Origin of the sequence: Rhodococcus artemisiae (genome assembly GCF_036327795.1) — a bacterium.
GTDB classification, from domain to species: domain Bacteria; phylum Actinomycetota; class Actinomycetes; order Mycobacteriales; family Mycobacteriaceae; genus Rhodococcus; species Rhodococcus artemisiae.
Map to the genome: position 1 here is coordinate 257,147 of NZ_JAUTXY010000002.1, position 22,587 is coordinate 279,733.

At 64.5% G+C, this 22,587-nt stretch carries 23 protein-coding genes; 18 read left to right on the top strand and 5 right to left on the bottom strand.

From position 1 onward, the window contains the following. Window positions 1-83 precede the first annotated feature (83 nt). The 13 genes from Q7514_RS05495 (at window position 84) to Q7514_RS05555 (ending at window position 13,413) form a co-directional block, all read left to right on the top strand. Entirely contained in the window at window positions 84-713 is a 630-nt protein-coding gene (locus Q7514_RS05495; RefSeq protein WP_330132242.1) for a TRAP transporter small permease, read from the top strand. Further along, on the top strand, window positions 710-2,218 hold the full coding sequence (locus Q7514_RS05500; RefSeq protein ID WP_330132243.1) for a TRAP transporter large permease: 1,509 nt from the start codon (window positions 710-712) through the stop codon (window positions 2,216-2,218). Before Q7514_RS05495 ends, Q7514_RS05500 begins: the two co-directional genes overlap by 4 nt. Window positions 2,219-2,434: 216 nt before the next feature. Next, on the top strand, window positions 2,435-2,599 hold the full coding sequence (locus Q7514_RS05505) for a hypothetical protein (protein WP_330132244.1): 165 nt from the start codon (window positions 2,435-2,437) through the stop codon (window positions 2,597-2,599). A 42-nt stretch (window positions 2,600-2,641) separates the two neighbouring features. After that, entirely contained in the window at window positions 2,642-2,782 is a 141-nt protein-coding gene (locus tag Q7514_RS05510; RefSeq protein WP_330132245.1) for a hypothetical protein, read from the top strand. Between the two features lie 103 nt (window positions 2,783-2,885). Then, window positions 2,886-5,252 (top strand): CaiB/BaiF CoA transferase family protein, encoded by a 2,367-nt coding sequence (locus tag Q7514_RS05515; protein ID WP_330132246.1) that lies wholly within the window; start codon window positions 2,886-2,888, stop codon window positions 5,250-5,252. Between the two features lie 2 nt (window positions 5,253-5,254). After that, window positions 5,255-6,514 (top strand): acyl-CoA dehydrogenase family protein, encoded by a 1,260-nt coding sequence (locus tag Q7514_RS05520; RefSeq protein ID WP_330132247.1) that lies wholly within the window; start codon window positions 5,255-5,257, stop codon window positions 6,512-6,514. 38 nt (window positions 6,515-6,552) lie between these two features. After that, entirely contained in the window at window positions 6,553-7,671 is a 1,119-nt protein-coding gene (locus Q7514_RS05525; RefSeq protein ID WP_330132248.1) for an acyl-CoA dehydrogenase family protein, read from the top strand. Window positions 7,672-7,683: 12 nt separating this feature from the next. Beyond that, window positions 7,684-8,469, top strand: a complete 786-nt coding sequence (locus Q7514_RS05530; RefSeq protein ID WP_330132249.1) for an SDR family NAD(P)-dependent oxidoreductase — start codon at window positions 7,684-7,686, stop codon at window positions 8,467-8,469. An 81-nt stretch (window positions 8,470-8,550) separates the two neighbouring features. Beyond that, window positions 8,551-9,891 carry a type 2 periplasmic-binding domain-containing protein gene (locus Q7514_RS05535; RefSeq protein WP_330132250.1) on the top strand — a complete coding sequence of 447 codons (1,341 nt, stop codon included), beginning with the start codon at window positions 8,551-8,553 and terminating at the stop codon, window positions 9,889-9,891. Window positions 9,892-9,973: 82 nt separating this feature from the next. Then, window positions 9,974-10,861 (top strand): DUF6282 family protein, encoded by an 888-nt coding sequence (locus Q7514_RS05540; protein ID WP_330132251.1) that lies wholly within the window; start codon window positions 9,974-9,976, stop codon window positions 10,859-10,861. A gap of 58 nt (window positions 10,862-10,919) precedes the next feature. Next, complete coding sequence (locus tag Q7514_RS05545; RefSeq protein WP_330132252.1) at window positions 10,920-11,759, top strand: mycofactocin-coupled SDR family oxidoreductase; 840 nt, start codon at window positions 10,920-10,922, stop codon at window positions 11,757-11,759. Window positions 11,760-11,772: 13 nt separating this feature from the next. Continuing rightward, on the top strand, window positions 11,773-12,534 hold the full coding sequence (locus tag Q7514_RS05550) for an SDR family NAD(P)-dependent oxidoreductase (RefSeq protein WP_330132253.1): 762 nt from the start codon (window positions 11,773-11,775) through the stop codon (window positions 12,532-12,534). An 87-nt stretch (window positions 12,535-12,621) separates the two neighbouring features. Further along, on the top strand, window positions 12,622-13,413 hold the full coding sequence (locus Q7514_RS05555; RefSeq protein WP_330132254.1) for an SDR family NAD(P)-dependent oxidoreductase: 792 nt from the start codon (window positions 12,622-12,624) through the stop codon (window positions 13,411-13,413). An 80-nt stretch (window positions 13,414-13,493) separates the two neighbouring features. On the opposite strand, the gene Q7514_RS05560 is transcribed toward Q7514_RS05555, so the two are convergent. Next, entirely contained in the window at window positions 13,494-14,495 is a 1,002-nt protein-coding gene (locus Q7514_RS05560) for a MaoC family dehydratase (protein WP_330132255.1), read from the bottom strand. Window positions 14,496-14,497: 2 nt separating this feature from the next. Then, window positions 14,498-15,349, bottom strand: a complete 852-nt coding sequence (locus Q7514_RS05565; RefSeq protein WP_330132256.1) for an HpcH/HpaI aldolase/citrate lyase family protein — start codon at window positions 15,347-15,349, stop codon at window positions 14,498-14,500. A 231-nt stretch (window positions 15,350-15,580) separates the two neighbouring features. On the opposite strand from Q7514_RS05565, the gene Q7514_RS05570 reads away from it, so the two are divergent. From Q7514_RS05570 to Q7514_RS05580, 3 genes are read left to right on the top strand one after another with little or no spacing between them, the layout of a single operon-like run. Continuing rightward, window positions 15,581-16,732, top strand: coding sequence for an acyl-CoA dehydrogenase family protein (locus tag Q7514_RS05570; protein WP_330132257.1), 1,152 nt, complete (start codon window positions 15,581-15,583; stop codon window positions 16,730-16,732). 27 nt (window positions 16,733-16,759) lie between these two features. Beyond that, window positions 16,760-17,506: a GntR family transcriptional regulator gene (locus Q7514_RS05575; protein ID WP_330132258.1), complete on the top strand. Its 747-nt coding sequence runs from the start codon at window positions 16,760-16,762 to the stop codon at window positions 17,504-17,506. A 28-nt stretch (window positions 17,507-17,534) separates the two neighbouring features. Then, window positions 17,535-17,987 (top strand): MaoC family dehydratase, encoded by a 453-nt coding sequence (locus Q7514_RS05580; protein ID WP_330132259.1) that lies wholly within the window; start codon window positions 17,535-17,537, stop codon window positions 17,985-17,987. 3 nt (window positions 17,988-17,990) lie between these two features. Here the strand turns inward: Q7514_RS05580 and Q7514_RS05585 are convergent, their stop codons facing one another. The 3 genes from Q7514_RS05585 to Q7514_RS05595 form a co-directional block, all read right to left on the bottom strand. Further along, window positions 17,991-19,118 carry a PQQ-dependent sugar dehydrogenase gene (locus Q7514_RS05585; protein ID WP_408016037.1) on the bottom strand — a complete coding sequence of 376 codons (1,128 nt, stop codon included), beginning with the start codon at window positions 19,116-19,118 and terminating at the stop codon, window positions 17,991-17,993. Continuing rightward, entirely contained in the window at window positions 19,106-20,188 is a 1,083-nt protein-coding gene (locus Q7514_RS05590; RefSeq protein WP_330132261.1) for an alanine racemase, read from the bottom strand. The genes Q7514_RS05585 and Q7514_RS05590 overlap by 13 nt, the downstream gene beginning before the upstream one ends. Before the next feature lie 232 nt (window positions 20,189-20,420). Beyond that, window positions 20,421-20,984, bottom strand: coding sequence for a dihydrofolate reductase family protein (locus tag Q7514_RS05595; protein WP_330132646.1), 564 nt, complete (start codon window positions 20,982-20,984; stop codon window positions 20,421-20,423). Window positions 20,985-21,054: 70 nt separating this feature from the next. Here Q7514_RS05595 and Q7514_RS05600 point away from each other — a divergent pair, with 70 nt between their 5' ends. Further along, a complete protein-coding gene (locus tag Q7514_RS05600) occupies window positions 21,055-21,633 on the top strand; it encodes a TetR/AcrR family transcriptional regulator (RefSeq protein WP_330132262.1) in 579 nt (192 codons plus the stop codon). Window positions 21,634-21,711: 78 nt separating this feature from the next. Next, window positions 21,712-22,587, top strand: a complete 876-nt coding sequence (locus Q7514_RS05605; protein ID WP_330132263.1) for an alpha/beta fold hydrolase — start codon at window positions 21,712-21,714, stop codon at window positions 22,585-22,587.

Genomic DNA, 22,587 nt, shown 5'->3' on the forward strand with positions numbered 1-22,587 from the left:
TCACCGCACTTGTCCAGCTACTCACCACATGACCTCAGGGCGTCCATCCACGCCTGCCGCCCCTCAATACCCGCGGAGTTGACATGAGCGCATCCCCGAGCGCTTCGAGCAAGCGGACGAATCCGCTCTTGTTACTCATCGAAGTGCCTGCAGTCATCGTGTTGTTCATCATGATGATCCACGTGACGGCCAACGCGCTCCTGCGCGCGTTCGCCTCGTCGCCTATCCCCAACACACTCGAAATCACCCAATACATCTACCTGCCGATCATCGCGCTGCTCGGTTTCATGGCCGCCCAGGCTCGGGGCGAGCACATCGTCGCAGACCTGGTCACGCACTACTTCCCCAAGTGGGCGCGCCGTGGTGTGCTGGCCGGCGGTTACATTCTCGGCGTCGTCGTGATGTTCGGGTTCGCGTGGTACGGCCTCGAAGAGGCTCTGCACGCGCGCGATATCGGTAAGACGGCCGGAGTGTCGACCGTCGTTGCATGGCCGGTGTACTTCCTCGTCCCCCTCGCATTCGGTGTGCTCACCGTGCAGCTGGCGCTCGCCGCAGTGCGTGCGCTACGAGGCGCGGAGGACGACACCGACCCGATCGATGACGAACTCTCCCGCATCAACGAGGAAGTAGAGGCCGAAGAGTCGGCGACTGCCGGGCACATCTCCACCCCTTCCGCTTCGACCACAGCTACGCCGGACTCGGAGAAGAAATGACGATCACCACAGCGACCGACAATCCGGAATTGTCCCCGGGGCCACCGCGGGTCGGGCCGAGTGAGAAGACGAGCGTTCAGTCCTGGACCGTCTTCGGAATCCTCATGCTCGTCCTCGTCGCATCGACCGCCGCGGTGTTCATGCCACTGACGCCGATCGCGATCGGGTGCGCTGCGCTGGTCATGATGATTGCGATGCTGTGCCTGCGGGTGCCCGTCGCGCTGACGATGATCATCCCCTCCCTCGCGGGTCTCTACGCGATTCGTGGGGAACGCACGGTCGAGAGTGTGTTCACCTCACTGCCCTACGACCAGGTTGCCAGCTGGACACTGAGCGTCGTGCCGATGTTCGTCCTCATGGGCCTGCTCCTGTGGCGCTCTGGACTGACCGACACCCTTTACACGGCGGCTCGTCAGTGGTTGGGCTGGATGCCGGGTGGGCTCGCCGTCGGTACCAACATCGCGGGGTCGGGACTGGCAGCGGTCAGTGGGTCGACGACGGGAACCGCGTACGCGCTCGGTCGCATCGGAATCCCGGAGATGCTCAAGGCCGGATACGACCGACGCCTCGCAGTGGGTGCCGTCATCGTCGCCGGACTGCCCGGCCAGCTGATTCCGCCGAGCATCCTCCTGGTTCTCTACGCGGGCATCGCGGAAGTGCCGGTCGGTAAGGCGCTGCTCGCGGGCATCGGTCCCGGCATCCTCGTCTCGGTCATGTTCACGATCGCGATCATCCTGATTGCGGTGTTCGGAAAGAATCTGGCCGGCACCAAGGAAACTCGTCTCGCGGACAGCAAGGTCCCCTGGGGAACGCGCTTCAAGAGCCTGGCTGCGGCGTGGCCCGTTCCGGTGCTGATCATCGTGATCATCGGCGGAATGTTCTCGGGCGTGTTCACCGCCACCGAAGCGGGCGCAGTTGCTGCGCTCTGCTCGGTCGGGATCGTGTTCCTGTGGAAGCGTAAGACCGGCGGGGCGTGGCGGGCTCTCGTCGACGGATCCATCGGCACGGTGTCGACGGTGGGCGCGGTGTTCCTCCTGCTCGTCGGTGTCGAAGCGCTCTCGCGGATGATGACGTTGACGGGTATCAGCAACAGCTTCGCAGACCTCATGACGAGTATGAATCTCGGTCGCGTCGAGTTCCTTCTGCTGATGATGGTGGTCTACCTGCTCCTGGGTGCCTTCATGGAGCCGCTCCCGATGATGGTGCTCACCGTGCCGATCCTGATTCCTACACTCGAGAGCCTCGACATCTCGATGCTGTGGTTCGGCGCCTTCGTCGTCTTCATGGGCGAACTGGCGATTCTGTCGCCCCCGATCGGCATCCTCGCGATGGTGATCCACTCGATCTGCAAGGATCCGGAAGTCAACATGGGCAAGAACATTCCCCTCAAGGATGTGTTCGTCGCGTCGCTGTGGTTCCTGCCGATGGCCATTGTGGTCGTGCTGATCCTGATCTTCTTCCCGGAGATCTCGACGTTCCTGCCCGACATGTCCAGCGGCGGCTGACAGCTGCCCGCAGTGTCGACTATCTCGACGCCCCCCGTGTATTCGCTGCCCTGGTGGGCGCGGTGCCGGGGGACGCGGTCGTCTCGGTGGAAGTGCGCGGCGAAATCACTTGCCCTAATCTATGAGCATCATTATAGTGAACTAGGTAACGTTCACGAGGGGATCGCAGGCGCAGACTCGCCGCCCCCGAACCCATCACACGGCGAAGGAGTGGACATGAGTGCAGTAGATCCAGGTGCAGCAAACACCGAGGGAACCGAAGCCGCGAACGGCAACCGTCTGCGTTGCAACAACTGCGGCTCGGAAGCAATCGTCACCAAGGCCGGTGGCTCGGCGCTGACCTGCTGCGGTGCACCACTCGAGGTCACGTTCGGCCGATAGCCTTCCGGGCCGGGCTGCCATCACCACATCCCAGGAGTTCACATGAACGAGGTCGGTAAGCGCTACACGTGCGCCACCTGCGAAACCCAGATCATCTGCGTCAAGAAGGGCGAAGGGCAGTTCACGTGCCACGGCGCACCCATGGCGCTCGTCACGGCGAAGCCGCTGCCTTCGTCCGACTAGGGCGGCTCGATCCTGTCCGTTCGGCGGACACCGAAGACCAACGGACACCGAAGAAACCCTGGCTGCGTACGGCGCGGCATCGTGTGAGAAGAAGGAGCGTGCAATGGCTGGTCCACTCGACGGACTCGTAGTGATCGACGCGAGCTGGGGCATGCCGGCTGCAATTTCCACGATGATGCTGGCCGACTACGGCGCCCGCGTCATCAAGGTCGAGCGTCCCGGCGGCGGCCCCGACGCCGGGTCGAATGTCCGCAGGTCGACCGACCGCGGCAAGTGGAGCGTCGAGGCGGACCCGCATACCGAAGTGGGACGCGCAGCAATCCGCGGTCTCATCGCGAACGCCGATGTCTTCGTCGAATCGTTCGGTGTCGGCAAAGCGGACGCACTGGGTCTCGGCTACGACGACCTGCACGCCGCATACCCCGAACTCGTCTACGTGTCGGTGACCGGATACGGCAGCGTCGGTCCCCATGCGACACGCCCCGGTTACGAGGCCCTGCTCAACGCCCGTCTCGGGCAGATGGCCGAGCAGACCGGTCACCGTGAGGGCCCCATCTTCATGGGCCACCCGACCGTGTCGTACGGGACCGCGTTCATCACGACCATCGGCATCCTGACGGCGTTGCGCGCGCGGAAGATCAACGGCACCGGGCAGAAGCTCGACACCTCTCTGCTCGACGGCATGCTTGCGATCGCTTCGATGAACTGGTGGTGGAACGAGAAGGACATCTCGTACCTCGCGCGGAGTGGCAACCAGAAGGGCTTCGGCAACAAACGCCTCATCACCGACCCGTTCCAGTGCGCCGACGGCAAGTGGCTCATCGTGCATACCGGCGGTCCCGGGGCGTACAAGCGGTCGATGGACATCCTCGGATTCGGAGACCGGACACAGACGATCGACGGACCCGAGATGGCCGTGCCGCTCAATGAGGTCGAGCTCGACATCGCTCGCAACCAGGTCCCCGAAACGTTCAAGCAGCGAAACCGAGACGAATGGCTCGACCTGTTGCACGCGGCCGACATCGCTGCGCTGCCGCTCAATCATCCCGAGGACATCTTCGAGGACGACCAGGTCACGTTTGCAGGTGTACCGATCGAACTACCCGACGACGAGCACGGCACGATCAAGCAGATCGGCCCGGTGATCCGGTTCGAGAAGTCGAAGCCCGCGACACCGGCGCCGGCGCCGAAGGTCGGTGAGCACAACTCCCGCACGGCCGAGATCGCGCGATCCGATGTTTGGGCGCCCTTGTCGGACAAGCCTGCTCCGGTGACGCGGCCGCTGCAGGGTGTGAAGATCCTCGACTTCAGTTCCTATTTCGCCACCGGATTCGGCGCGCGCCTGCTGTCCGACCTCGGAGCCGACGTCACCAAGATCGAGCCGCTCATCGGCGACCAGATGCGCCCCCTCGGCGACCTGTTCGAAGGCGCCAACCGCGGCAAGCGCAACATCGCCCTGGACCTTCGGACTCCCGAAGGGCAAGAGATCGCGCACCGGCTCGTGGCCGGCGCCGACGTGGTGATGCACAACTACCGGCCCGGCAAGGCGGAGAAGATCGCGCTGGGCTACGAGACGCTGAAGGCCATCAACCCCGACCTCATCTACGCGTACCTCCCGGGCTTCGGCTCGGCCGGACCGAAGTCGAGCCTGAAGTCGTTCGCGCCGATGGTCTCCGGAATGGTCGGTCTCAACTTCGAGGGATCCGGCAAGGGTAACCCGCCGATCCGCCGTGTCATCGGCAACGAAGACCTGTACAACGGATTCCTCGGTGCCGTCACGGTCCTGCTCGCGCTCAATCATCGACTCAACACGGGCGAGACACAGTCCGTCGAGAGCCCTCAGTTGCATTCGAGCCTGTTCGTCGTCAGTGAACACTCCGCGACACTCGACGGAAAGGCAATTCCCGCACACGAACTCGATGCCGATCAGACGGGGTGGTCGCCGCTCTACCGTCTGTACCGCACGGCCGACGGGTGGATCGCCATCGCTGTGTTCGGCGACGCCGCATTCGCACGGCTCGCCGGTGCACTCGGCACTCCCGACTTGGCGACGGATACGCGCTTCGCGACGAACGTCGACCGTTCGGTCAACGCCGATGTGCTCGCGGAGGCCCTGTCCGCCGCGTTCGCCGGCCTGGACACCGAAACCGCCTTCAAGCTTCTGGACAACAACGACGTACCTGCGGAAATCCCGCTCGACTACCCGATCATGCCCGAATTGCTCTGGGAAGAATGGGCTCTCGACTCGAACCGGGTTGTCGAGCACCACCACCCCGAATACGGCTGGTGCCGCGAGGTCGGCATGGTCATGCACCTGTCCGATACGCCCGGCACATTCAAGGGCGGCGCGCCGGTGCTGGGGGAGCATTCGCAGCAGATCCTCACCGAACTCGGCTACACCCCCGACGAGGTGAGCTCCCTCATGGCATCCGTGTGTGCACTGCCCGCGGCAGCAGCAAAGGAAGAGTGACGATGGACATCACCTATCCGCCGGAGGCGGAGCAGTATCGGGCGTCGCTCCGCGAACTCCTCGAGTCGAGTCTGCCGGACGATTGGAAAGGGATCGGCGCCCTTCCCGGGGGCGAACAGGAAGAATTTCTCGAGTCGTGGCGAAAAGTACTGTCCGACAATGATCTCCTGGCAGTGTCACTTCCGCGTGAATACGGCGGCGGTGGCTTGTCCGATATCGAGCAGGTCGTGCTCAACGAGGAACTGATGCGCCTCGGAGTTCCGGAAGGGACCGAGAACGACACCCTCGGCATCAAACTCCTGTGCAACACCCTCGCGGTGCTCGGCACCGAAGAGCAGAAGGAATACTTCATCCCCAGGACACTGTCCGGGGAGATCAGTTGGTGCCAAGGATATTCGGAGCCGGAGGCCGGATCCGATCTGGCCGGTATGCGGACGCGCGCGGTGCTCGACGGTGACGAATGGGTCATCAACGGTCAGAAGACGTGGACCTCCGCGGGGAGTAGCGCGAACTGGATCTTCGCGATCTGCCGCACCGATCCGACCGCTGTCAAGCACAAGGGCCTGTCGTTCCTTCTTGTTCCGATGGACCAGCCCGGGATCGAGGTACGACCGATCCTCAATGCCGCAGGGTACGTCGCGTTCAACGAGGTGTTCTTCACCGATGCACGCACTGCGGTAGGTCACGTATTGGGTGAGGTCAACGGTGGCTGGCACACGGCCAACACGCTTCTCGGCTTCGAACGTGGGGTTCGCGCGACCACCGATGCGGTGCGATTCGGCCGCGAGGTGGACCGCCTCATCGAATTGGCCCGCGAGCGTGGGCTCACGGCCGATCCGCATATCCGTCAGGAACTCGCGTGGTGCTGGCAGCGGGTGCAGACCATGCGCTTCCGCGGTTACCGCGCGTTGACGAAGCTGCTCGCGGGCGGTCGCCCCGGCACCGACGGCTCGTTCTCCAAGATCTACTGGGCCGAGTTCTTCCAGCGCTACACCGAGATCGGTCTCGAGATCCTCGGGCTCGAGGCGTTGACGCCGGAAGGGCAGGGCAACAACGGAATTCTGGTCACCCCGCAGCCCGGGACCCAGAACTCCTCGCGATGCTGGGACGACATCGCGCTCTACGCTCGCGCGGCGACCATCTACGGCGGTAGCTCGCAGATCCAGCGCAACATCATCGGCGAACAGTTGCTGGGGCTCCCCAAGGAACCGAGGCTCGACGGCGGCCCGTTCCAGGACATCGGGCGACGTAAGACCGCCTGATCGAGTAGTCCGCCGATCTACGGCAGAACGGAACACACGTGTATTTCGAATTCGATGATGATCAAGAAGAATTCCGAGCCTCTCTGCGCAGGCTCCTGTCGGAACGCGCACCGATCACCAGGGTGCGCGAGATAGCCGAGACTCGTGGATACGATTCGGCGACCTGGCAGCTGCTCACCTCCGACATGGGCGTGCCCGGCATCCACGTTCCCGAGGAGTTGGGTGGGAGCGGATTCGGTCTGCTCGAAACATGTGTGGTGGTGCAGGAGCTCGGTCGCACGCTGACGCCGGTGCCCGTCATCACCACGATCGGTGCTTTGGAAGCCATCCGGGGGTTGGGTTCGCCGTCGCAGCAGGTGGAACTGGTTCCGGGGCTGGCGTCGGGTGAGGCCATCGGCACGTTGGCGCTGTCGGGCAACCGCGACCTCGACGTGGACGGTGCAACCGTCCGCGCGTCGGCCGAAGGCGACGATCATGTACTCGGCGGTCATGTGCTCTGGGGCCGGGTCGATTACGTCGCGTTCGGCCACATCGCAGACCTGCTGGTCGTGCCTGCACTGACCCCGTCCGGTGACGCGGTCGCGCTGTATGTGGTGGAGGCGACTGCGCCCGGCGTGACGATCGAGTCGCGCGAGACGCTCGACCTGACGCGCCCACTGGCGTCCGTGGAGCTGTCCGGAGCCTCCGCGCAATTGCTGGGTTCCGATCAGGCCGCCATCGTGCGGGTCGTCGACCTCGTCAGGATCCTGCTGGCCAACGAGGCGATCGGATCCTCGAAGGCGGTTCTGGAGATGGCGGTCGACTACGCGAAGCAGCGGGTGCAGTTCAACCGGCCCATCGGATCGTTCCAGGCGATCAAACACAAGTGTGCCGACATGGCGATCGCGATCGACTCCGCAGAGGCAACCGTCATGTTCGCATCGATGTCCGCCGCCGACGAGTCGCCGGATCTGCGGCTTGCTGCGTTGATGGCCAAGGCGCAGGGCTCAGAGTGCCTCACGCTGTGCGCCTCACAGAACATTCAGGTCCACGGCGGCATCGGATTCACGTGGGAAGCGGACCCACACCTCTACTTCCGTCGAGCGAAGGCGATCGAGCCGCTGTTCGGAAACAAGGTGTACCACAACGAAATGCTGGCCGACCTGGTCGGGATCTGACAGGAGATGGAGATGACCACAACCATGCGTCGCCTCGAGGGCGACATCGCGCTGGTGACGGGTGGCGGCTCGGGGATCGGCGCGGCCTCGGCCATCCGGTTGGCACAGGAAGGCGCCGTAATCGCGGTCGTCGACGTCAACGTCGACAACGCTGAAGCCACTGCCTCGCAGATTCGTGACTCGGGTGGTACGGCGGCCTCGTTCGCGGCCGATGTGCGGGACGACAAGGCGCTGGACGCGATTGTGGCCGACGTGGTCTCACAACTCGGTGAGATCAGCGTGGTGTTCACAGCGGCCGGCGTGAGCGGTGCGCGTCTCGACAGTCACGACGTGACTCGGGAGGATTGGTACGGGGTTCTCGACATCAATCTGTCCGGCACCTTCTTCACCATTCGCAGCGCCCTGCCTTCGCTTCTCCGCCGGGGCGGTGGCTCGGTGGTGACCTGCGGTTCGACGTCGTCGTTCATCGCGACGCAGGGTGGTCTCGCGCCGTATCGCGCGTCGAAGGGCGGCGTCAAGATGCTCACCCAGACACTCGCGGTCGAGTACGCGCCGCAAGGAATCCGCGTCAACAGCGTCTGCCCGGGGGCGATCCGCACCAACCTCAGTGCCAACACGGCCGCGATCGTGCCGACGAGTGGCACGGTGAAGAACCCCTCCAAGCCGCTGAGCGTGCCCCTCGGTCGTTATGGTGAAGCGGATGAAATCGCCTCTGTCGTAGCATTTCTTGCGTCGTCCGACGCTTCCTACATCACCGGTCAGGCGATCCTCGTGGACGGTGGCGTCACAGCTGAATGAGGGTCTTGACAGCGCCCTAATTCAGTCGCATGATTAGCACCATAACCGTGAGGGTGATCACTCCGAGTGGAGGATCCGGAAATGCACCGGTATCACCGGGTCTCGCGGTCGATCCTGACGAAGGAGTCCGAAGTGGTCACATTCTCCCGAGCGCGCATGCTTCCCCGCGCCGGCGTTCTCGTGGCGGCGGGAGCGCTGTTCCTAGCCGGGTGCGCCGAAACCTCCTCCGGTGGAGGAGGTGGAAACGGAGGCGGAGAGGGTGTTGCCTTCGGTGCGACGATCGAGGAGTACCACGAGGCCTTCGCCGACGTGGACCCGATTGTGCTGTACACGCAGTCACCCAGCACGCAGGGCTCGACCGGCGGTGCGTTCATCGATGCGTACACGTCCGCGGTCGAAGAATGGTCGGACGGCAAGATCACCTTCGATATCGCGTACTCCGACGCGATCGCGAAGTCGACCGAAATCGACAACGCTATCGTCGACGGCCGGCTCGACATCGGACAGGTTCTCGCCGTGTACGAGCCGCAGGAGTTCCCGGCCACATCCGCTCTGCTCGACGCCAGCGTGTTGTCGGACCAGAGCGTGGTCACCGGTGTGCTCCAGTCGAATGCGTGGCCCGCGGACGTTGCGCTGAACACGCCCGAAATCGTTGCCGAGTTCGAGGACAAAGGCATGAAGCTGATGCTTCCCGCCTACAACGCAGGCATGAACGCACTGTTCTGCTCCGAGAATCGCACAGCGCTTCCCGACTACCAGGGCCGCAGCATCTCGGTCGGCAGCACCGCCGGTACCCAGCAGGTCTCAGCTCTCGGCTCGACCCCGACCTCCGTCGCCTACACGGAGGCATACGAGGCACTGCAGCGAGGCGTGATCGACTGCTCGATGCTCAGCCCTGCCGCCGCGCAGATCGGCGGCATCCTCGAGGTCGCACCGCAGACCGTGATCGATCCGCAGGCGGGCCTCGCGGTGCCGAGTGGCAACATGGCCATGAACCTCGATGTGTGGGAATCGCTTCCGCTCGTCGCGCAACAACTCATGTGGGATCGCCTCGACGCCTTCATGACCGGCAGTATCGAAGGCAAGATCTGGCCTGTCACCGTCGAATCCGTCCAGGAGATCCAGCAATACGGCGGAACCATCCAGCCGTTCGCCGACGACTCGCGCGTCGCGGTGCAGGACGCGAACGACAAGATCGTCGATGCGATCGCAGGCAACAGTGGCCTGAGCGACGGTGCAGGTTTCGTCACCACGGTGCGTGAGAGCGCCGACAAGTGGAGTGGCATCGTCGGCGAACTCGGATACACCAACGAAACCGACTACAACGGATTCGCCACCTGGTACTCGCCGGGCAAGATCGACATCGATCCGTACGTCCAGCGAGTGTACGAAGAGATCTTCCTTCCCTACCGTCCGTCCTGACATTCGAGGCCGGCACCGACCACGTTCCGGAGGGGATGCCCCCTGCGCCCCCTCCGGAACGTTTCTGCATGAGGGGTACAAGATGACCGAACGTCGCTCGGGTACGGCCGCGATCGCCCTCGACGGCGCGATCGACATGCATTGCCATTTCGGTCCGGAACCGCTCGTGGAGATGGCGGCCAAGTCCCCGCACAGCGTCGACCCGGTCGAGGCGGCACGAGAGGCCGCCGACCACGGCATGAGAGCAATCGTCCTGAAGGCGCACGAATTCCCGTCGACGGTCGCGGCGCATCTCGCCAATCTCGCGGTTCCGGAAGTGCAGTCGATCGGTGGTATCTGCCTCGACCATCCCGTCGGAGGCCTGAACCCGCACGCGGTCGAATGCGCCCTGCGGGCCGGAGCGAAAGTCGTCTGGTTGCCTACGCTGTCGTCCGAGCAGGATGCGCCGGCGAAGGTGAAGACCTTCTTCGGTGAAAAGGAAGAAGGGATTCGGGTCATCGATACGGACGGGGCGATCGTCCCCGAGGTGCGCACGATCCTCGACCTGATCACCCAGTACGACGCGGTGCTCGCCACCGGCCATGTATCGACCGCCGAACATTTCGCCGTGGTAAGGGAATACGCGTCGAAGGGTCGTGTCCTCGTCACCCATGCGATGCATGCGACGACGGGTCCGCGCCTGACCGAACAGGAGGTCGTCGAACTGGCAGACCTCGGCGCCAGCATCGAGTTCGCAGCCCACACCTGTATGGGTGAACCGTCGACGTTCGCGAGTGTCGTGTCGGCACTGAAGCGTCTGGACCCCGCAAGGGTCGTGCTCGCGACCGACTACGGGTGGACGACGAAGGTCCCTCACCCCGCGGAGGGCCTGCACTCCTACGTGAACGCGTTGTGGGACGAGGGTATCGACGAAGCCGATCTGAAGGTGATGACCTGTGACAACCCGGCGCAGCTACTGGGCATGAAATAGCCGGGCACTACACAGCCGGGCACAAGCAACTGCAACTACGAACTCGAAGGAACGTCGAATGACCGACACTCAGGGACGGGTGGCCGGGAAGGTCGCCTTCATCACCGGTGCCGCCCGCGGGCAAGGGCGGTCGCATGCGTTGCGGCTCGCGCAGGAGGGCGCCGACATCTATGCCACCGATGCATGCGAGGACATCGCGTCGTTGACCTACGGCATGGCGACGGAGGAGGACCTCGCCGAGACCGCCCGCCTCGTGGAGAAGACCGGTCGACGAATCATCACCCGCAAGGTCGACGTGCGCGACCAGGCCGGCCTCGATGCGGCGGCAGCAGACTGTGTCGAGCAGTTCGGCCGGATCGACATCGTCAGCGCCAACGCGGGTGTCTGCGGTTGCCGTCCCACCGTCGAACTGACGGAGGACGAGTGGCAGGACATGATCGACGTCAACCTCACGGGTGTGTGGAAGACGTCGAAGGCCGTGATTCCGCAGATGCTGCGCACCGGCGGCGGCTCGATCGTGCTGACGAGCTCGGTCGTCACCTACAACGGCTCGCGCAACGTCGCCCACTACAACGCATCGAAGCACGGCGTCGTCGGCTTGATGCAGACCCTCGCGGCCGAGTACGGAGGCCAGGGCATTCGTGTGAACGCGGTCCATCCGGGCAACGTCGGCACCGACATGCTCTTCAGCGAATCGACGCTCCGGGTGTTCTGCCCGGATCTCGAGAACCCGACCATCGAAGACCTGCGTGAGCGTGCGCGTGGACGCAACATCATGGACATGGCGTGGGTCGAGCCCGAGGACATCACCAACGCCGTGCTGTGGCTGGCATCCGAGGAGGCCCGGTACGTCACGGCTATCTCGATCCCCGTCGACTGCGGACTCCGCATCAGCTGAGAGGAACTCCCGAATGACCGAAGGACGCAACGCAGGACGCAAGGTTCTCGTCACCGGTGGCGCCGGTGGTATCGGTGCCGCCGCTGCTCGGCGACTGGTGAAGGAGGGTGCCGCGGTTGCGGTGCTCGATCTCGACGGTGCGGCGGCGGAGGCGCTCGCGACCGAACTCCGAAGCGAGGGCGCGACGGCGGTCGCCGTCCGCGCCGACGTGTCCGATCCCGACTCGGTAGGGCCGGCGATCGACGACGCGGCAGCCCGGCTGGGCGGACTCGACGGGATCGTCACGTGCGCGGGAATCGCGAAGTCCGCTCTGGTGCACGAGATGTCGGTTCAGGATTGGCACGACGTGGTCGGCATCAACCTCACCGGCTCGTTTCTGTCGGTCCGGGCGGCGCTGCACCACATGCTGCAGGAACGTCGCTCGTCCGTCGTGACCATAGGTTCGGTGGCCTCGCTCATCTCCGCGAACACCAACACCTGCAGCTACGATGCGTCGAAATCCGGTGTGCTGGGACTGACCCGATCCATCGCAGTCGGTTACGCGGATCGCGGTGTCCGGGCCAACGCACTGTGCCCCGGTGTGGTGGACACACCGCTCGCACAGCGGGCGCGGGAAGCCGGTGGCGTCACGAGTACGGCGCTGGCACAGACACCGCTGGGTCGCCGTGCCGAGGTCGACGAGATGGCGTCGGTCATCGGGTTCCTGATCTCCGACGAGTCCTCCTACATGACAGGTTCTACCGTAGCCGCGGACGGCGGCCTCACCGCGCAGTAGACCGGCGCATTCGACGATACTTGTGTGACATCCTGTTTCGTCGGACTTGTTCGACGCTGTATCCCTCGAGAATCGAAAGGCGCACTCATGGCTTCGACCGGACGCCTCGCCGGTAAGTCAGCACTCATCACCGGCGCAGGATCCGGACTCGGGCGGGCCACCGCGCTCCGTTTCGGAGCGGAAGGCGCTGCCGTTGCTGTGGTCGATCTCGACCTCGCCGCGGCAGGCCGGGTGGCCGACGAGATTCGAACGTCGGGCGGGCGCGCTTTGGCGGTGAGCGCAGATGTCACCTCGGATGCGGATTCCCAACGCATGATCGCCGAGACTCTTTCGGAGTTCGACACGCTCGATGTCGTCTTCGCCAATGCCGGTGTCAACGGCGCCGGAAACGCCGCGGATACGACCGAAACCGAGTGGGACAAGGTGATCGGCGTGAACCTCAAGGGAGTGTGGCTGACGTCGAAGTACGCGCTGCCGCACATGATCGAACGGCGTACCGGGTCGATCATCAACCAGGCCAGCATGGGTGGACTGATCGGCCTGCCCGGCATCTTTCCCTACACCGCAGCCAAAGGCGGTGTCATTGCCATGACCAAGCAGATGGCGGTTACCTACGGGCCCGACAACGTGCGTGTGAACGCGATATGTCCTGGCACCATACCCACGCCACTCGTCTACCAATCGCGCGTGGACCGTGGTGCGGCAGCCGCCGATGCCGACCAGACCGCCATCGATGCCGAGGTGGCGAATCGGTTCCCGCTTCGCCGTCTCGGGACCCCGGACGACCTTGCTTCGGTCGCCCTGTTCCTCGCGAGCGACGAAGCTGATTGGGTGACGGGTGGTATCTACACGGTCGACGGTGGTCGCAGCGCGTTCTGATCAGCGCGCACAGAGCGATCGGCACAGACAGCAGAAGGGCGGACCCAAATGCCGGTCCGCCCTTTGCTGTCAACGTGATGTCACGCCATGAGCGCGCTGAAACGCCAGTCCAGGACGGGTGCAGGCTCGGCGTCGGTGCGGTGTGCGTAGACGAGCGACCGCAGATTCAGCACGCCACCACCCTCGGCGAGGGGTTCTGCGGACTCGACGTGCAGGTCGCTGGTGAGGGTGTCGCCCTCGTGCACCGGCCCGGTGTGATCGCACGACTTCCAGCCGAGCACCGTCACCAGATTCGGCAGTGCCCGCGACGCCTGCGACAACGCCAGGCCGATCGTGTGCCCGCCGTACACCAGCCTGCCCGCGGCCCCGACTCGCTCGTCGTGGTGAGTCGCTGCGATGTTCAAGCTGAGCCGTGCCAGTTCGGGTGCGCTCGACACGACGTCGCCGCTGGACTGCAGCACCGATCCGGCGAGTGACGCGTCGAAGTGCGCTCCCGGTACCGAGGTGCGGTATTCGTCGAGGTTCCATCCCTCGGGGACGGCCCAGTGCGGATCGTCCTGGGGGCCGATTGCCGACAGGTCGTCGGTGTGCACCACTCGGTTCCGGTCGGGACTCTCGCTCAACGGCAGCATCGCGCACCGGTAGAAGTCGAGGATTGTCCTGCCGTCCTGGTCGACGGTGTTCATGCGCAGCGCTGCGAGACCGGTGGGTTTGCGGCCCGGTTTGGCCGAGTTCTCCTTCAGCCCCACGACCTCGGTGGTGGTGTACAGGGTGTCGCCGATGTAGGGGAACCGGCGGAAGCGCAGGCCGCGGTAGAAAAGATTGGCCTTGACGTGGTGCGTGGCCAGCGTCGACTGACCGATGGCGATGTCGGTGACGAAACCGGCGTGTGCGACCGCGCCGCCGGTGACCCGGGCGGAGAGGTGCTTGTCGAGGGGCAGACGCAGACGGTCGCCGAGGATCGACTGGTGCGCGGCAGCGAGACCGTCGGTGAGAGTGACGGCAGGCGCGGTGTCGAACGCCTGACCGACGGTCAGTTCGTCGAAGTACGGTCCGCCGACCGGCGCGTGGTTGCTGGACATGTTCAGGCTCCGATCTTGGTGAGGGTGCGGCGGGCGGCGACAGCGACGGCCTCGTCGAGCATCTGGCCGTCCAGCTGTGCGGCTCCGGCTCCGCGCGCTTCGGCTCCTTCGAGAGCGGCGAGAACCTTTCGGGCCGCCTCCACCTGTTCGTCGGTGGGGGTGAACGCAGCTGTGGCGGATTCGATCTGGGCGGGGTGGATGACCCATTTGCCGTCGAATCCGAGATCGGACACCCACTGCGCGGAGTGACGGAATGCGTCGTCGTCGGCGATGCCGAGGAACGGGCCGTCGATCGCCTGCAGGCCTGCGGCACGCGCGGCGTGTAGCACGCGATCCTGGACATACAGCCAGTGTTCGGGCAGTGCGGTGCGCGCGCGTCCCAGTGCGGCGCCGAGATCGGCGTAGCCGATGATGACGCCGACGGCGCGGGGGCCCGCGACGATCTCGTCGATGTTCTGGACACCGGCCGGGGTCTCGATGAGGGCCTGGATCCCGACACCGGAGTTCTCACCGAGGATGCGATGGGCCTCGGTGAGATCGTCGGCGCTCTCGACCTTCGGGAACACGATCGACGCGAGTGCGGTGCCGAGCTCCGCGCACGCGCGCAGGTCGTCCTCGAACCACTCGGTGCCGCGTCCGTTGATACGCACCGACACGGTGCGGCCGGCGCCGTGATCACGGACCAGGGGGGCGATGAGGTCGCGCGCGGCGGGCTTCCGGTCGGGCGTGACCGCGTCCTCGAGGTCGAGGACGACCTCGTCGGCGGCGGAGGCGAGTGCCTTGCCTGCCTTACGTTCGTCGGAGCCGGGGGCGACGAGCACCGCTCGCCGGCGAAGGTGTTGCTCGGAAGTCACGGGGAACCTCGTGGAGTTCGACGGGTGGGGAACATCGATAAATGTACGGCCATTGTGGCGTGATGCGCCAGTTCTATAGGTATCGGTAGCGACACGGATCACTGATATCACTGGCTCGGAGTGCTGGCAGAGTGGGGTCAGCGATTGACAAGCACTGGTGCGGCTAACCAAAATGGCCGTACAAAGTGTGCGTCCCTGTCACCGGGACCCGCGACGAGCCTAAGGACTTCCGTGAACCACCTGAACGACGAAGAGACATTCCTGGTCAAGACCGTCCGCGACTTCATCGACCGCGAGGTCAAGCCGTCGGTGCAGGAAATCGAGCATGCGAACGAGTATCCCGAGAAGTGGATCGAGCAGATGAAGCAGATCGGCATCTACGGGCTCGCGGTGCCGGAGGAATACGGCGGATCGCCGGTGTCGATGCCGTGCTACGTGCAGGTCACCGAGGAGCTCGCACGCGGCTGGATGTCGCTCTCGGGTGCGATGGGCGGGCACACCGTGGTCGCGAAGCTGCTCGTGTTGTTCGGCACGGAGGAGCAGAAGGCCAAGTACCTGCCCAAGCTGGCGACCGGTGAGATCCGCGCGACGATGGCGTTGACGGAGCCCGGCGGCGGCTCGGATCTGCAGGCGATGACCACCACCGCCAAGCGTGACGGTGACGATCTGGTGATCAACGGGTCGAAGACGTGGATCACCAATGCGCGGCGTGCGGGGTTGATCGCGTTGCTGTGCAAGACCGATCCGCAGGCCAGTCCGCGGCACAAAGGGATTTCGGTGGTGCTCGTCGAGCACGGTCCGGGTCTGACGGTCTCGCGGGATCTGCCCAAGCTCGGGTACAAGGGTGTCGAGTCGTGTGAGCTCAGTTTCGATGGGTACCGGATCTCGGCGGACGCGATCCTCGGCGGCGAGCCGGGCAAGGGTTTCGGGCACATGATGAAGGGTCTCGAGACGGGCCGGTTGCAGGTCGCCTCGCGCGCGTTGGGTGTGGCTGCGGCTGCGCTGGAGGATTCGTTGGCGTACGCGCAGCAGCGGGAGAGTTTCGGGCAGCCGATCTGGAAGCATCAGTCGATCGGTAATTATCTGGCGGAGATGGCGACGAAGTTGACGGCGGCGCGGCAGCTGACCCGGTATGCGGCGGAGAAGTACGACAGTGGTGAGCGTTGCGACATGGAGGCGGGTATGGCGAAGCTGTACTGCTCGGAGGTTGCGATGGAGATCGCGCTGAATGCGGTGCGGATTCATGGTGGTTATGGGTATTCGACGGAGTATGACGTGGAGCGGTATTTCCGTGATGCGCCGTTGATGATCGTGGGTGAGGGGACCAACGAGATTCAGCGTAATGTGATCGCGTCGCAGCTCGTGGCGCGTGGTGGCCTCTGATGGTCGCCCACTAGGATCATCTCCGCCATGGACAGCAGAACACGTGAGACGGAACCGGCATACGCGCAACTCGCGCGTCAACTGCGCGATGCCGTCGAAGCCGGTCGGTACAACGACGGTGTGCGTCTGCCGACGGAAGCGGAGCTTGCGGAGCAGCACGGGGTGAGCCGTCAGACAGTGCGGCGGGCATTCCAGGATCTGGTTGCAGACGGGATCGTCTACCGCGTGCCCGGTCGGGGTACGTTCGCGAACGAGTCGAGCAAGCGTTACCGTCGCCAGCTCGGCTCGATCGAAGATCTGCTCGCGTTGTCGGCGGACACGGTCATGGAGATCGTGTCGCCGCTGAGGCGCGGGGTCGATATCGATGCAGCGAGTCGTCTGCGCCTCGACACCGATCTGCTGTATTCCGTGGTGTTGCGACGTGTGCATGATGGGATCCCGTTCGTGCATACCACGATCCACCTTCCCGACGATGTTGCGGCGGATGTGCTGGACGAGCCTGCACTGCAGCTCGGTGCGTCCAGCCGCAACACCGTGATCGGGTTGCTCGAGCCATATCTGAACAGTCCGATCGTCGAGGCTGCGCAATCGATCACCGTCGCGGCTGCATCCGAGCAGGTCGCGGAGGTTCTGAACTGCGTGATCGGGCATCCGTTGTTGCGGGTCGATCGGTTGTATTCGAATGAGGCGGGGGTTCCCACCGAGTTGTCGGTGAGTTACTTTCTGCCCGAGCACTACACCTATCGCGTCACCCTCCGGCGTTCCGGACGCTGACGCCACATACCAACTACAGGAGTCGAACATGCGGGTCTTCAACGGAATCGACGAGGTCGAGAAGGCAGTCGGCGAGACCATCGGCCAGAGCGACTGGCTCGAGATCACCCAGGAACGGGTCAACCTGTTCGCCGACGCGACCGGCGACCATCAGTGGATCCACGTCGATCCCGAGCGAGCTGCAGGTGGCCCGTTCGGCGCGACGATTGCCCACGGCTACCTCACGCTGTCGTTGCTTCCCGTGCTCGGCGCGCAGATCTTCTCGCTCGAAGGTGTGAAGATGAAGGTCAACTACGGTGCCAACAAGGTGCGTTTCCCCACGCCGGTCCCGGTGGGTTCGAAGGTTCGCGCCTCGGCCGAGTTCAAGTCGTTCGAGCGCACCGCGAAGGGCGCCAACCTCATTGTGGGCTACACCGTCGAGATCGAGGGCGGCAGCAAGCCGGCTCTCGTCGCCGAGACGATCGTCGTTCTCGTTCCCTGACCTTCAGGGATTCTCGATACTGGGATTCTCGATACGGAGGATGCGGTCATCGTCGTCCGCGGGTTCCCCGCGACCGTCACGGTTCGACGTGGTCAGCCACAGTGATCCGTCCGGTGCAGCGACGACGGTCCGCAGCCTCCCGTATTCGCCCGTGAAGAACTCGGTTGTGCTGAAATCGTCGATGCCTGCATCCGCGATACCGATGCGCCACAGACGTTCTCCCCTCAACGAGGCCATCCACAGGTTGCCGTCGTCGTAGGCGATTCCGGACGGTGACGCCTGCGAGACCGGCCATGTCACAACCGGGTCGATGTACTCGCCTCCGTTGTCCCTATCACTGCTGCCTTCTACCTCGGGCCAGCCGTAGTTGCCGCCCGCGACGATCTCGTTGAGTTCGTCCACATCGTTCTGCCCGAATTCGGACGCCCACAACCTGCCGTCGTCATCGAACGCGAGGCCCTGCACATTCCGGTGACCGAGCGAATACACCGGAGAATTCGGGTCGGGATTGTCCGGCGCCGGCTCACCGTCCATCGTCACCCGCAGGATCTTTCCACCGAGCGACGCCGGATCCTGAGCGAGAGGTCGATCGCCGGCCTCCCCGGTCGCGGCGTACAGCATGCCGTCGGGCCCGAACTGCAACCGCCCGCCGTCGTGGACTCGTGCGGCGGGAATGCCCTCGAGGATCACCTGATGGTCGGTGAGTGCCTCCCCGTCGTACGTGGCGCGCAGAATGCGATTGTCGGAGGACGTTGTGACATAGAGGAAGACGAAACGGTCGGTGTCGAAGGTGGGCGAGACCGCGATGCCGAGAAGGCCGGATTCTCCCTGCGCGACCACTTCGGCGATCCTGTCGACCTCCCGGACCTGCTGGCCTGTGCCGATCTCGAGGACCCGGCCCGTGTTGCGTTCGGTGACCAGCGCTGCCCCGTCGGGAAGGAAAGCGATACCCCACGGTGTCTCGAGACCGGACGCGACGGTGTCGGTGACACGCGGTGAGGGGTCTGCAGGCGCAGGAGTGGAGGGGGTGGGTGTCGCGGGTGCCTCCTCCGGAGAGGAACACGCGACGAGTGGAACCGCCAGGGCGGAGAGGGCGACGCGACGTAACAATACGGGTGTCACGTGTTGCATCCTCGCGCAGCGACCCGCCATCGGTCCACTACCGCGTCGGCGTGGCGCCCGTCTGTCACAATCAGCTCATCTGCGAGGTTGACCGTGTTGCAGACATGATTGGGAATCACTCGCACCCGTTGTCCGAGGTCGGGACGGGTGGATGTATTCGGCCACCCCACGGTGGCGTGATGCTCCGAGAGGGCAGTGATCCGCGCGTCCGGTTCACCGAGGATACGACCGTATCCGGTGGCCCACGATGCGCGGTCGGCTCCGAGCGTCTTGCTTCCGGAGTCGAGCACGACCACCTCTCCGCGAGCCGACACCACTGTTGCCAGTACGGTGAGTGCAATATCCGCCTCGGTCACCGCGTCGAGTTCGAGCTGCTGAGCGTCACCGAACACATAGACGCCGGGGCGTAGCTCGGTTGCGACGCTGGGAGTCTCGATCAGCGCGGTGGGTGACGAACCGCCGCTGATCACCACCGGATCGATCCCGGCGTCGCGCAATGCCGCAGCCGCGACGGCGAGCGCATCGGTCTCCTCGGCAACAGCGACATGAGGCAGACCCGGACCGTAGGAATGACCGGGGAAGGTGAACACGCCGAGTACATTCAGGCCCAGGGCTTGCGCCTCACTCGCGACGACGCCGGCCTGTTCGGGCGCGACACCGGTCCGGTGGTGTCCGCTGTCGATCTCGACCAGCACGCCGATCGAGGTGTCGCAGTGGTCGGCGAGTGTCCGAGCGCCGGCCGCGGAGTCGATCCCGACGGTGAGCTGCACGGTCTCGGACAGGGCTTGTAATCGTGCGCCGCGCGCGGCGTCGACCCAGAGTGGATAGGCGATGAAGATGTCGTCGAACCCGGCCTGCGCGAAGGCCTCCGCTTCGGACACCGTCGCGACGGTAAGTCCCCGCGCGCCGGCGGCAAGCTGGAGATGGGCGATCTCGATGCACTTGTGGGTCTTTGCGTGCGGTCGTACATCGAGACCGCGTTCGCGCGCCGATGCTGCCATGCGTGCGATGTTGCCGTCGAGGACGGCGCGGTCGACGAGGAGTGCGGGCGTGGCGTCGATGGAGGGGAAGGCGATCATCATCTCGACCGTAGTCGCACGTGGAAGCGTAGGTGTGCTACCTGGCTCCGCGTCGGCCGGTCCGCTGCGTTCCGCCCTTGGGTGTGATCACGCGAGGAGGCACCGTTCGTGTCATCGAGCGCTGCTGGTGGATCCGGGTCGGGTAGGTACTGTGTTGCTTTCGCATTGGGATACCGCCTGTCGGGACGTGGGGAGGCCGGGGAGCCGGACTTCTCGGTGAGTGGGCGTCGACTCAGGTGCGATCGAACCAGGTGAGCTGCATGCCGCTGTCGAACTCTCGACGTCGAACCACACGGAACTGAGTCGGCCTGAAGTTCCCGGCCAGCGCCGAGATGCCGCCACCCGCGATCACCGGGTAGCTCTTGAACATCAGTCGGTCGATCTCGTCGACGAGCTGACCTGCGAGGTTTCCACCTCCGCAAAGCCAGATGTCGAGCCCCTCTTGCCCCTTGAGTGTGCGGACCAGTTCGACCGGATCGGTGTCCACGACCTCCACCTGTGGATTGTCGACCGGTTCGAGTGTGCGAGAGAAGACGTACTGCTTCATGTGGGCGTACGGGCTGGTCATGCCGCCGGCCTGGTAAGTGCTGCGGCCCATCAGCACGGTGTCCCACGCCTGGTTCGGGGTGTCGGTCGGCATGTCGATCTGGGAGCGCAACTCGGTCGGGATCGATTCCGGATAGCGCTCACGAATCCACGACATGTCGTCGCTCATCGGATAGAACTCGAATTCTCCTTCGGGGCCTGCGATGTAGCCATCGAGAGAGACCGCCGCGTAGTAGACAAGCTTTCGCATAGTCACTGCACCTCCGTAGTACTATGTCTGAAGTGGTTTGAACGTAGTACTACGGATGGAGTGGTGTCAAGTGGTTCGTACGAATCCTGAGCGGCGACAGGCCCTGCTGGATGCATCGATCGAGGTCCTGGCCCGAGAAGGGGCCCGGGGGCTGACATTTCGGGCGGTGGACAAGGAGGCTGCGGTACCTGCTGGTACCGCATCGAACTATTTCTCGAACCGCGACGACCTGCTCGTTCAAGTGGGGCACCGCTACTACGAGCGACTCGTGCCCAGTGACGAAAGGATGGAGCAGTCTCACCAGCTGCAGACGCGCGAATCCATGACCGAATTGATGACCGAGGTGGTCGAGCGGGTTTCCGGATTCCGCACGGGCTATCTCGCGATCCTCGAACTCCGGCTCGAGGCGACCCGACGACCCGAGTTGCAGGCTCTGCTCACCGACCGGGTGCGCGCTGATCTGGATTTCAATATCAGTAACTATCGAGAATCCGGATTGCCCGGCGGTGAAGATGCCGTCGTGCTCCTGTATCTCACATTGAACTGGCTCATCCTCGACCGTCTCACGCTCCCGGGGATCTTCGACGAGAAGCGTGCCGCAGATCTGGTGCGGACGGCCGTCGACCGCGCGATCCCGGGCGAGGACTGACTGTCCACCGGGATGGGCGTCGGATCGAATTCCTGGCCCAATTGTTGGTGAGCGTCACACTTCGCATAAGTTCGGGTAATGAGCAATGAGAACGGTCCTGCTCCGCAGTGGTTCGTGGATGCCCTTGCCGCGCCCGTCGAGACCGGAACCTATACGGTGTCGGGTGCGACGATCTCCTACCGTGCGTGGGGTGAAGCGGGCTCACCCGGTGTAGTTCTCGTCCACGGCGGTATGGCACATTCACGCTGGTGGGACCACATCGGACCGCAGCTGGCGGTCGGTCGTCGCGTCGTCGCACTCGATATGAGCGGACACGGCGACAGTGACCATCGCGAGTGCTACAGCCTCGAGCATTGGGCCGACGAGGTCCTCGGTGCGGCCGAGCACGGCGGGATTGCCGGTCCCCCCGTTCTGGTCGGCCACAGCATGGGCGGAATCGTCTCGTTCGTGACGTCCGCACTGCATGGTGGCAGGCTCGCCGGTGTAGTCATACTCGACTCCCCGATTCGCGATATGACCCCCGAGGAACTCGAGATGCGTGCGAAGACGGTCGCGAATGCCGGGCCGCCGAAGGTGTACCCGTCGGTCGATGCCGCGGTTGCGCGGTTCCGGCTCGTACCACCGCAGGACGAGGCCGCGCCGTTCGTGTTCGACCACATCGCCCGTACCTCGTTGAAGGAGGTCGACGGGGGCTGGTCGTGGAAGTTCGACAATCTGCGCATGGGTCGTGAGGCTCGCCGCAGCCTCGAGGAGCTGCACCAGACCTGCCCTCTCACGTATTACCGATGCGAGAACGGGATCATCCGGGAACCGTTGCTGTCGCAGATTCGGGAGCAGCTCGGTCCTGACGCGACGATGGTGGAACTACCTGTCGCCGGGCACCACCCGATGTTCGATCAGCCGCTTGCCCTGGTCGCTGCAGTCCGGACCGTGCTCGCAGGGTGGGGTCGCTGA

What these genes read in the sequence shown, in the direction of transcription:
- Q7514_RS05520 (WP_330132247.1), top strand. Translation starts at nt 5,255, where the DNA reads ATGGACATCACCTATCCGCCGGAGGCGGAGCAGTATCGGGCGTCGCTC.
- Q7514_RS05515 (WP_330132246.1), top strand. Translation starts at nt 2,886, where the DNA reads ATGGCTGGTCCACTCGACGGACTCGTAGTGATCGACGCGAGCTGGGGC.
- Q7514_RS05560 (WP_330132255.1), bottom strand. Translation starts at nt 14,495, where the DNA reads ATGTCCAGCAACCACGCGCCGGTCGGCGGACCGTACTTCGACGAACTG.
- Q7514_RS05505 (WP_330132244.1), top strand. Translation starts at nt 2,435, where the DNA reads ATGAGTGCAGTAGATCCAGGTGCAGCAAACACCGAGGGAACCGAAGCC.
- Q7514_RS05580 (WP_330132259.1), top strand. Translation starts at nt 17,535, where the DNA reads ATGCGGGTCTTCAACGGAATCGACGAGGTCGAGAAGGCAGTCGGCGAG.
- Q7514_RS05575 (WP_330132258.1), top strand. Translation starts at nt 16,760, where the DNA reads ATGGACAGCAGAACACGTGAGACGGAACCGGCATACGCGCAACTCGCG.
- Q7514_RS05545 (WP_330132252.1), top strand. Translation starts at nt 10,920, where the DNA reads ATGACCGACACTCAGGGACGGGTGGCCGGGAAGGTCGCCTTCATCACC.
- Q7514_RS05535 (WP_330132250.1), top strand. Translation starts at nt 8,551, where the DNA reads ATGCACCGGTATCACCGGGTCTCGCGGTCGATCCTGACGAAGGAGTCC.
- Q7514_RS05595 (WP_330132646.1), bottom strand. Translation starts at nt 20,984, where the DNA reads ATGCGAAAGCTTGTCTACTACGCGGCGGTCTCTCTCGATGGCTACATC.
- Q7514_RS05530 (WP_330132249.1), top strand. Translation starts at nt 7,684, where the DNA reads ATGACCACAACCATGCGTCGCCTCGAGGGCGACATCGCGCTGGTGACG.
- Q7514_RS05495 (WP_330132242.1), top strand. Translation starts at nt 84, where the DNA reads ATGAGCGCATCCCCGAGCGCTTCGAGCAAGCGGACGAATCCGCTCTTG.
- Q7514_RS05555 (WP_330132254.1), top strand. Translation starts at nt 12,622, where the DNA reads ATGGCTTCGACCGGACGCCTCGCCGGTAAGTCAGCACTCATCACCGGC.
- Q7514_RS05510 (WP_330132245.1), top strand. Translation starts at nt 2,642, where the DNA reads ATGAACGAGGTCGGTAAGCGCTACACGTGCGCCACCTGCGAAACCCAG.
- Q7514_RS05605 (WP_330132263.1), top strand. Translation starts at nt 21,712, where the DNA reads ATGAGCAATGAGAACGGTCCTGCTCCGCAGTGGTTCGTGGATGCCCTT.
- Q7514_RS05590 (WP_330132261.1), bottom strand. Translation starts at nt 20,188, where the DNA reads ATGATCGCCTTCCCCTCCATCGACGCCACGCCCGCACTCCTCGTCGAC.
- Q7514_RS05550 (WP_330132253.1), top strand. Translation starts at nt 11,773, where the DNA reads ATGACCGAAGGACGCAACGCAGGACGCAAGGTTCTCGTCACCGGTGGC.
- Q7514_RS05500 (WP_330132243.1), top strand. Translation starts at nt 710, where the DNA reads ATGACGATCACCACAGCGACCGACAATCCGGAATTGTCCCCGGGGCCA.
- Q7514_RS05540 (WP_330132251.1), top strand. Translation starts at nt 9,974, where the DNA reads ATGACCGAACGTCGCTCGGGTACGGCCGCGATCGCCCTCGACGGCGCG.
- Q7514_RS05585 (WP_408016037.1), bottom strand. Translation starts at nt 19,118, where the DNA reads ATGCAACACGTGACACCCGTATTGTTACGTCGCGTCGCCCTCTCCGCC.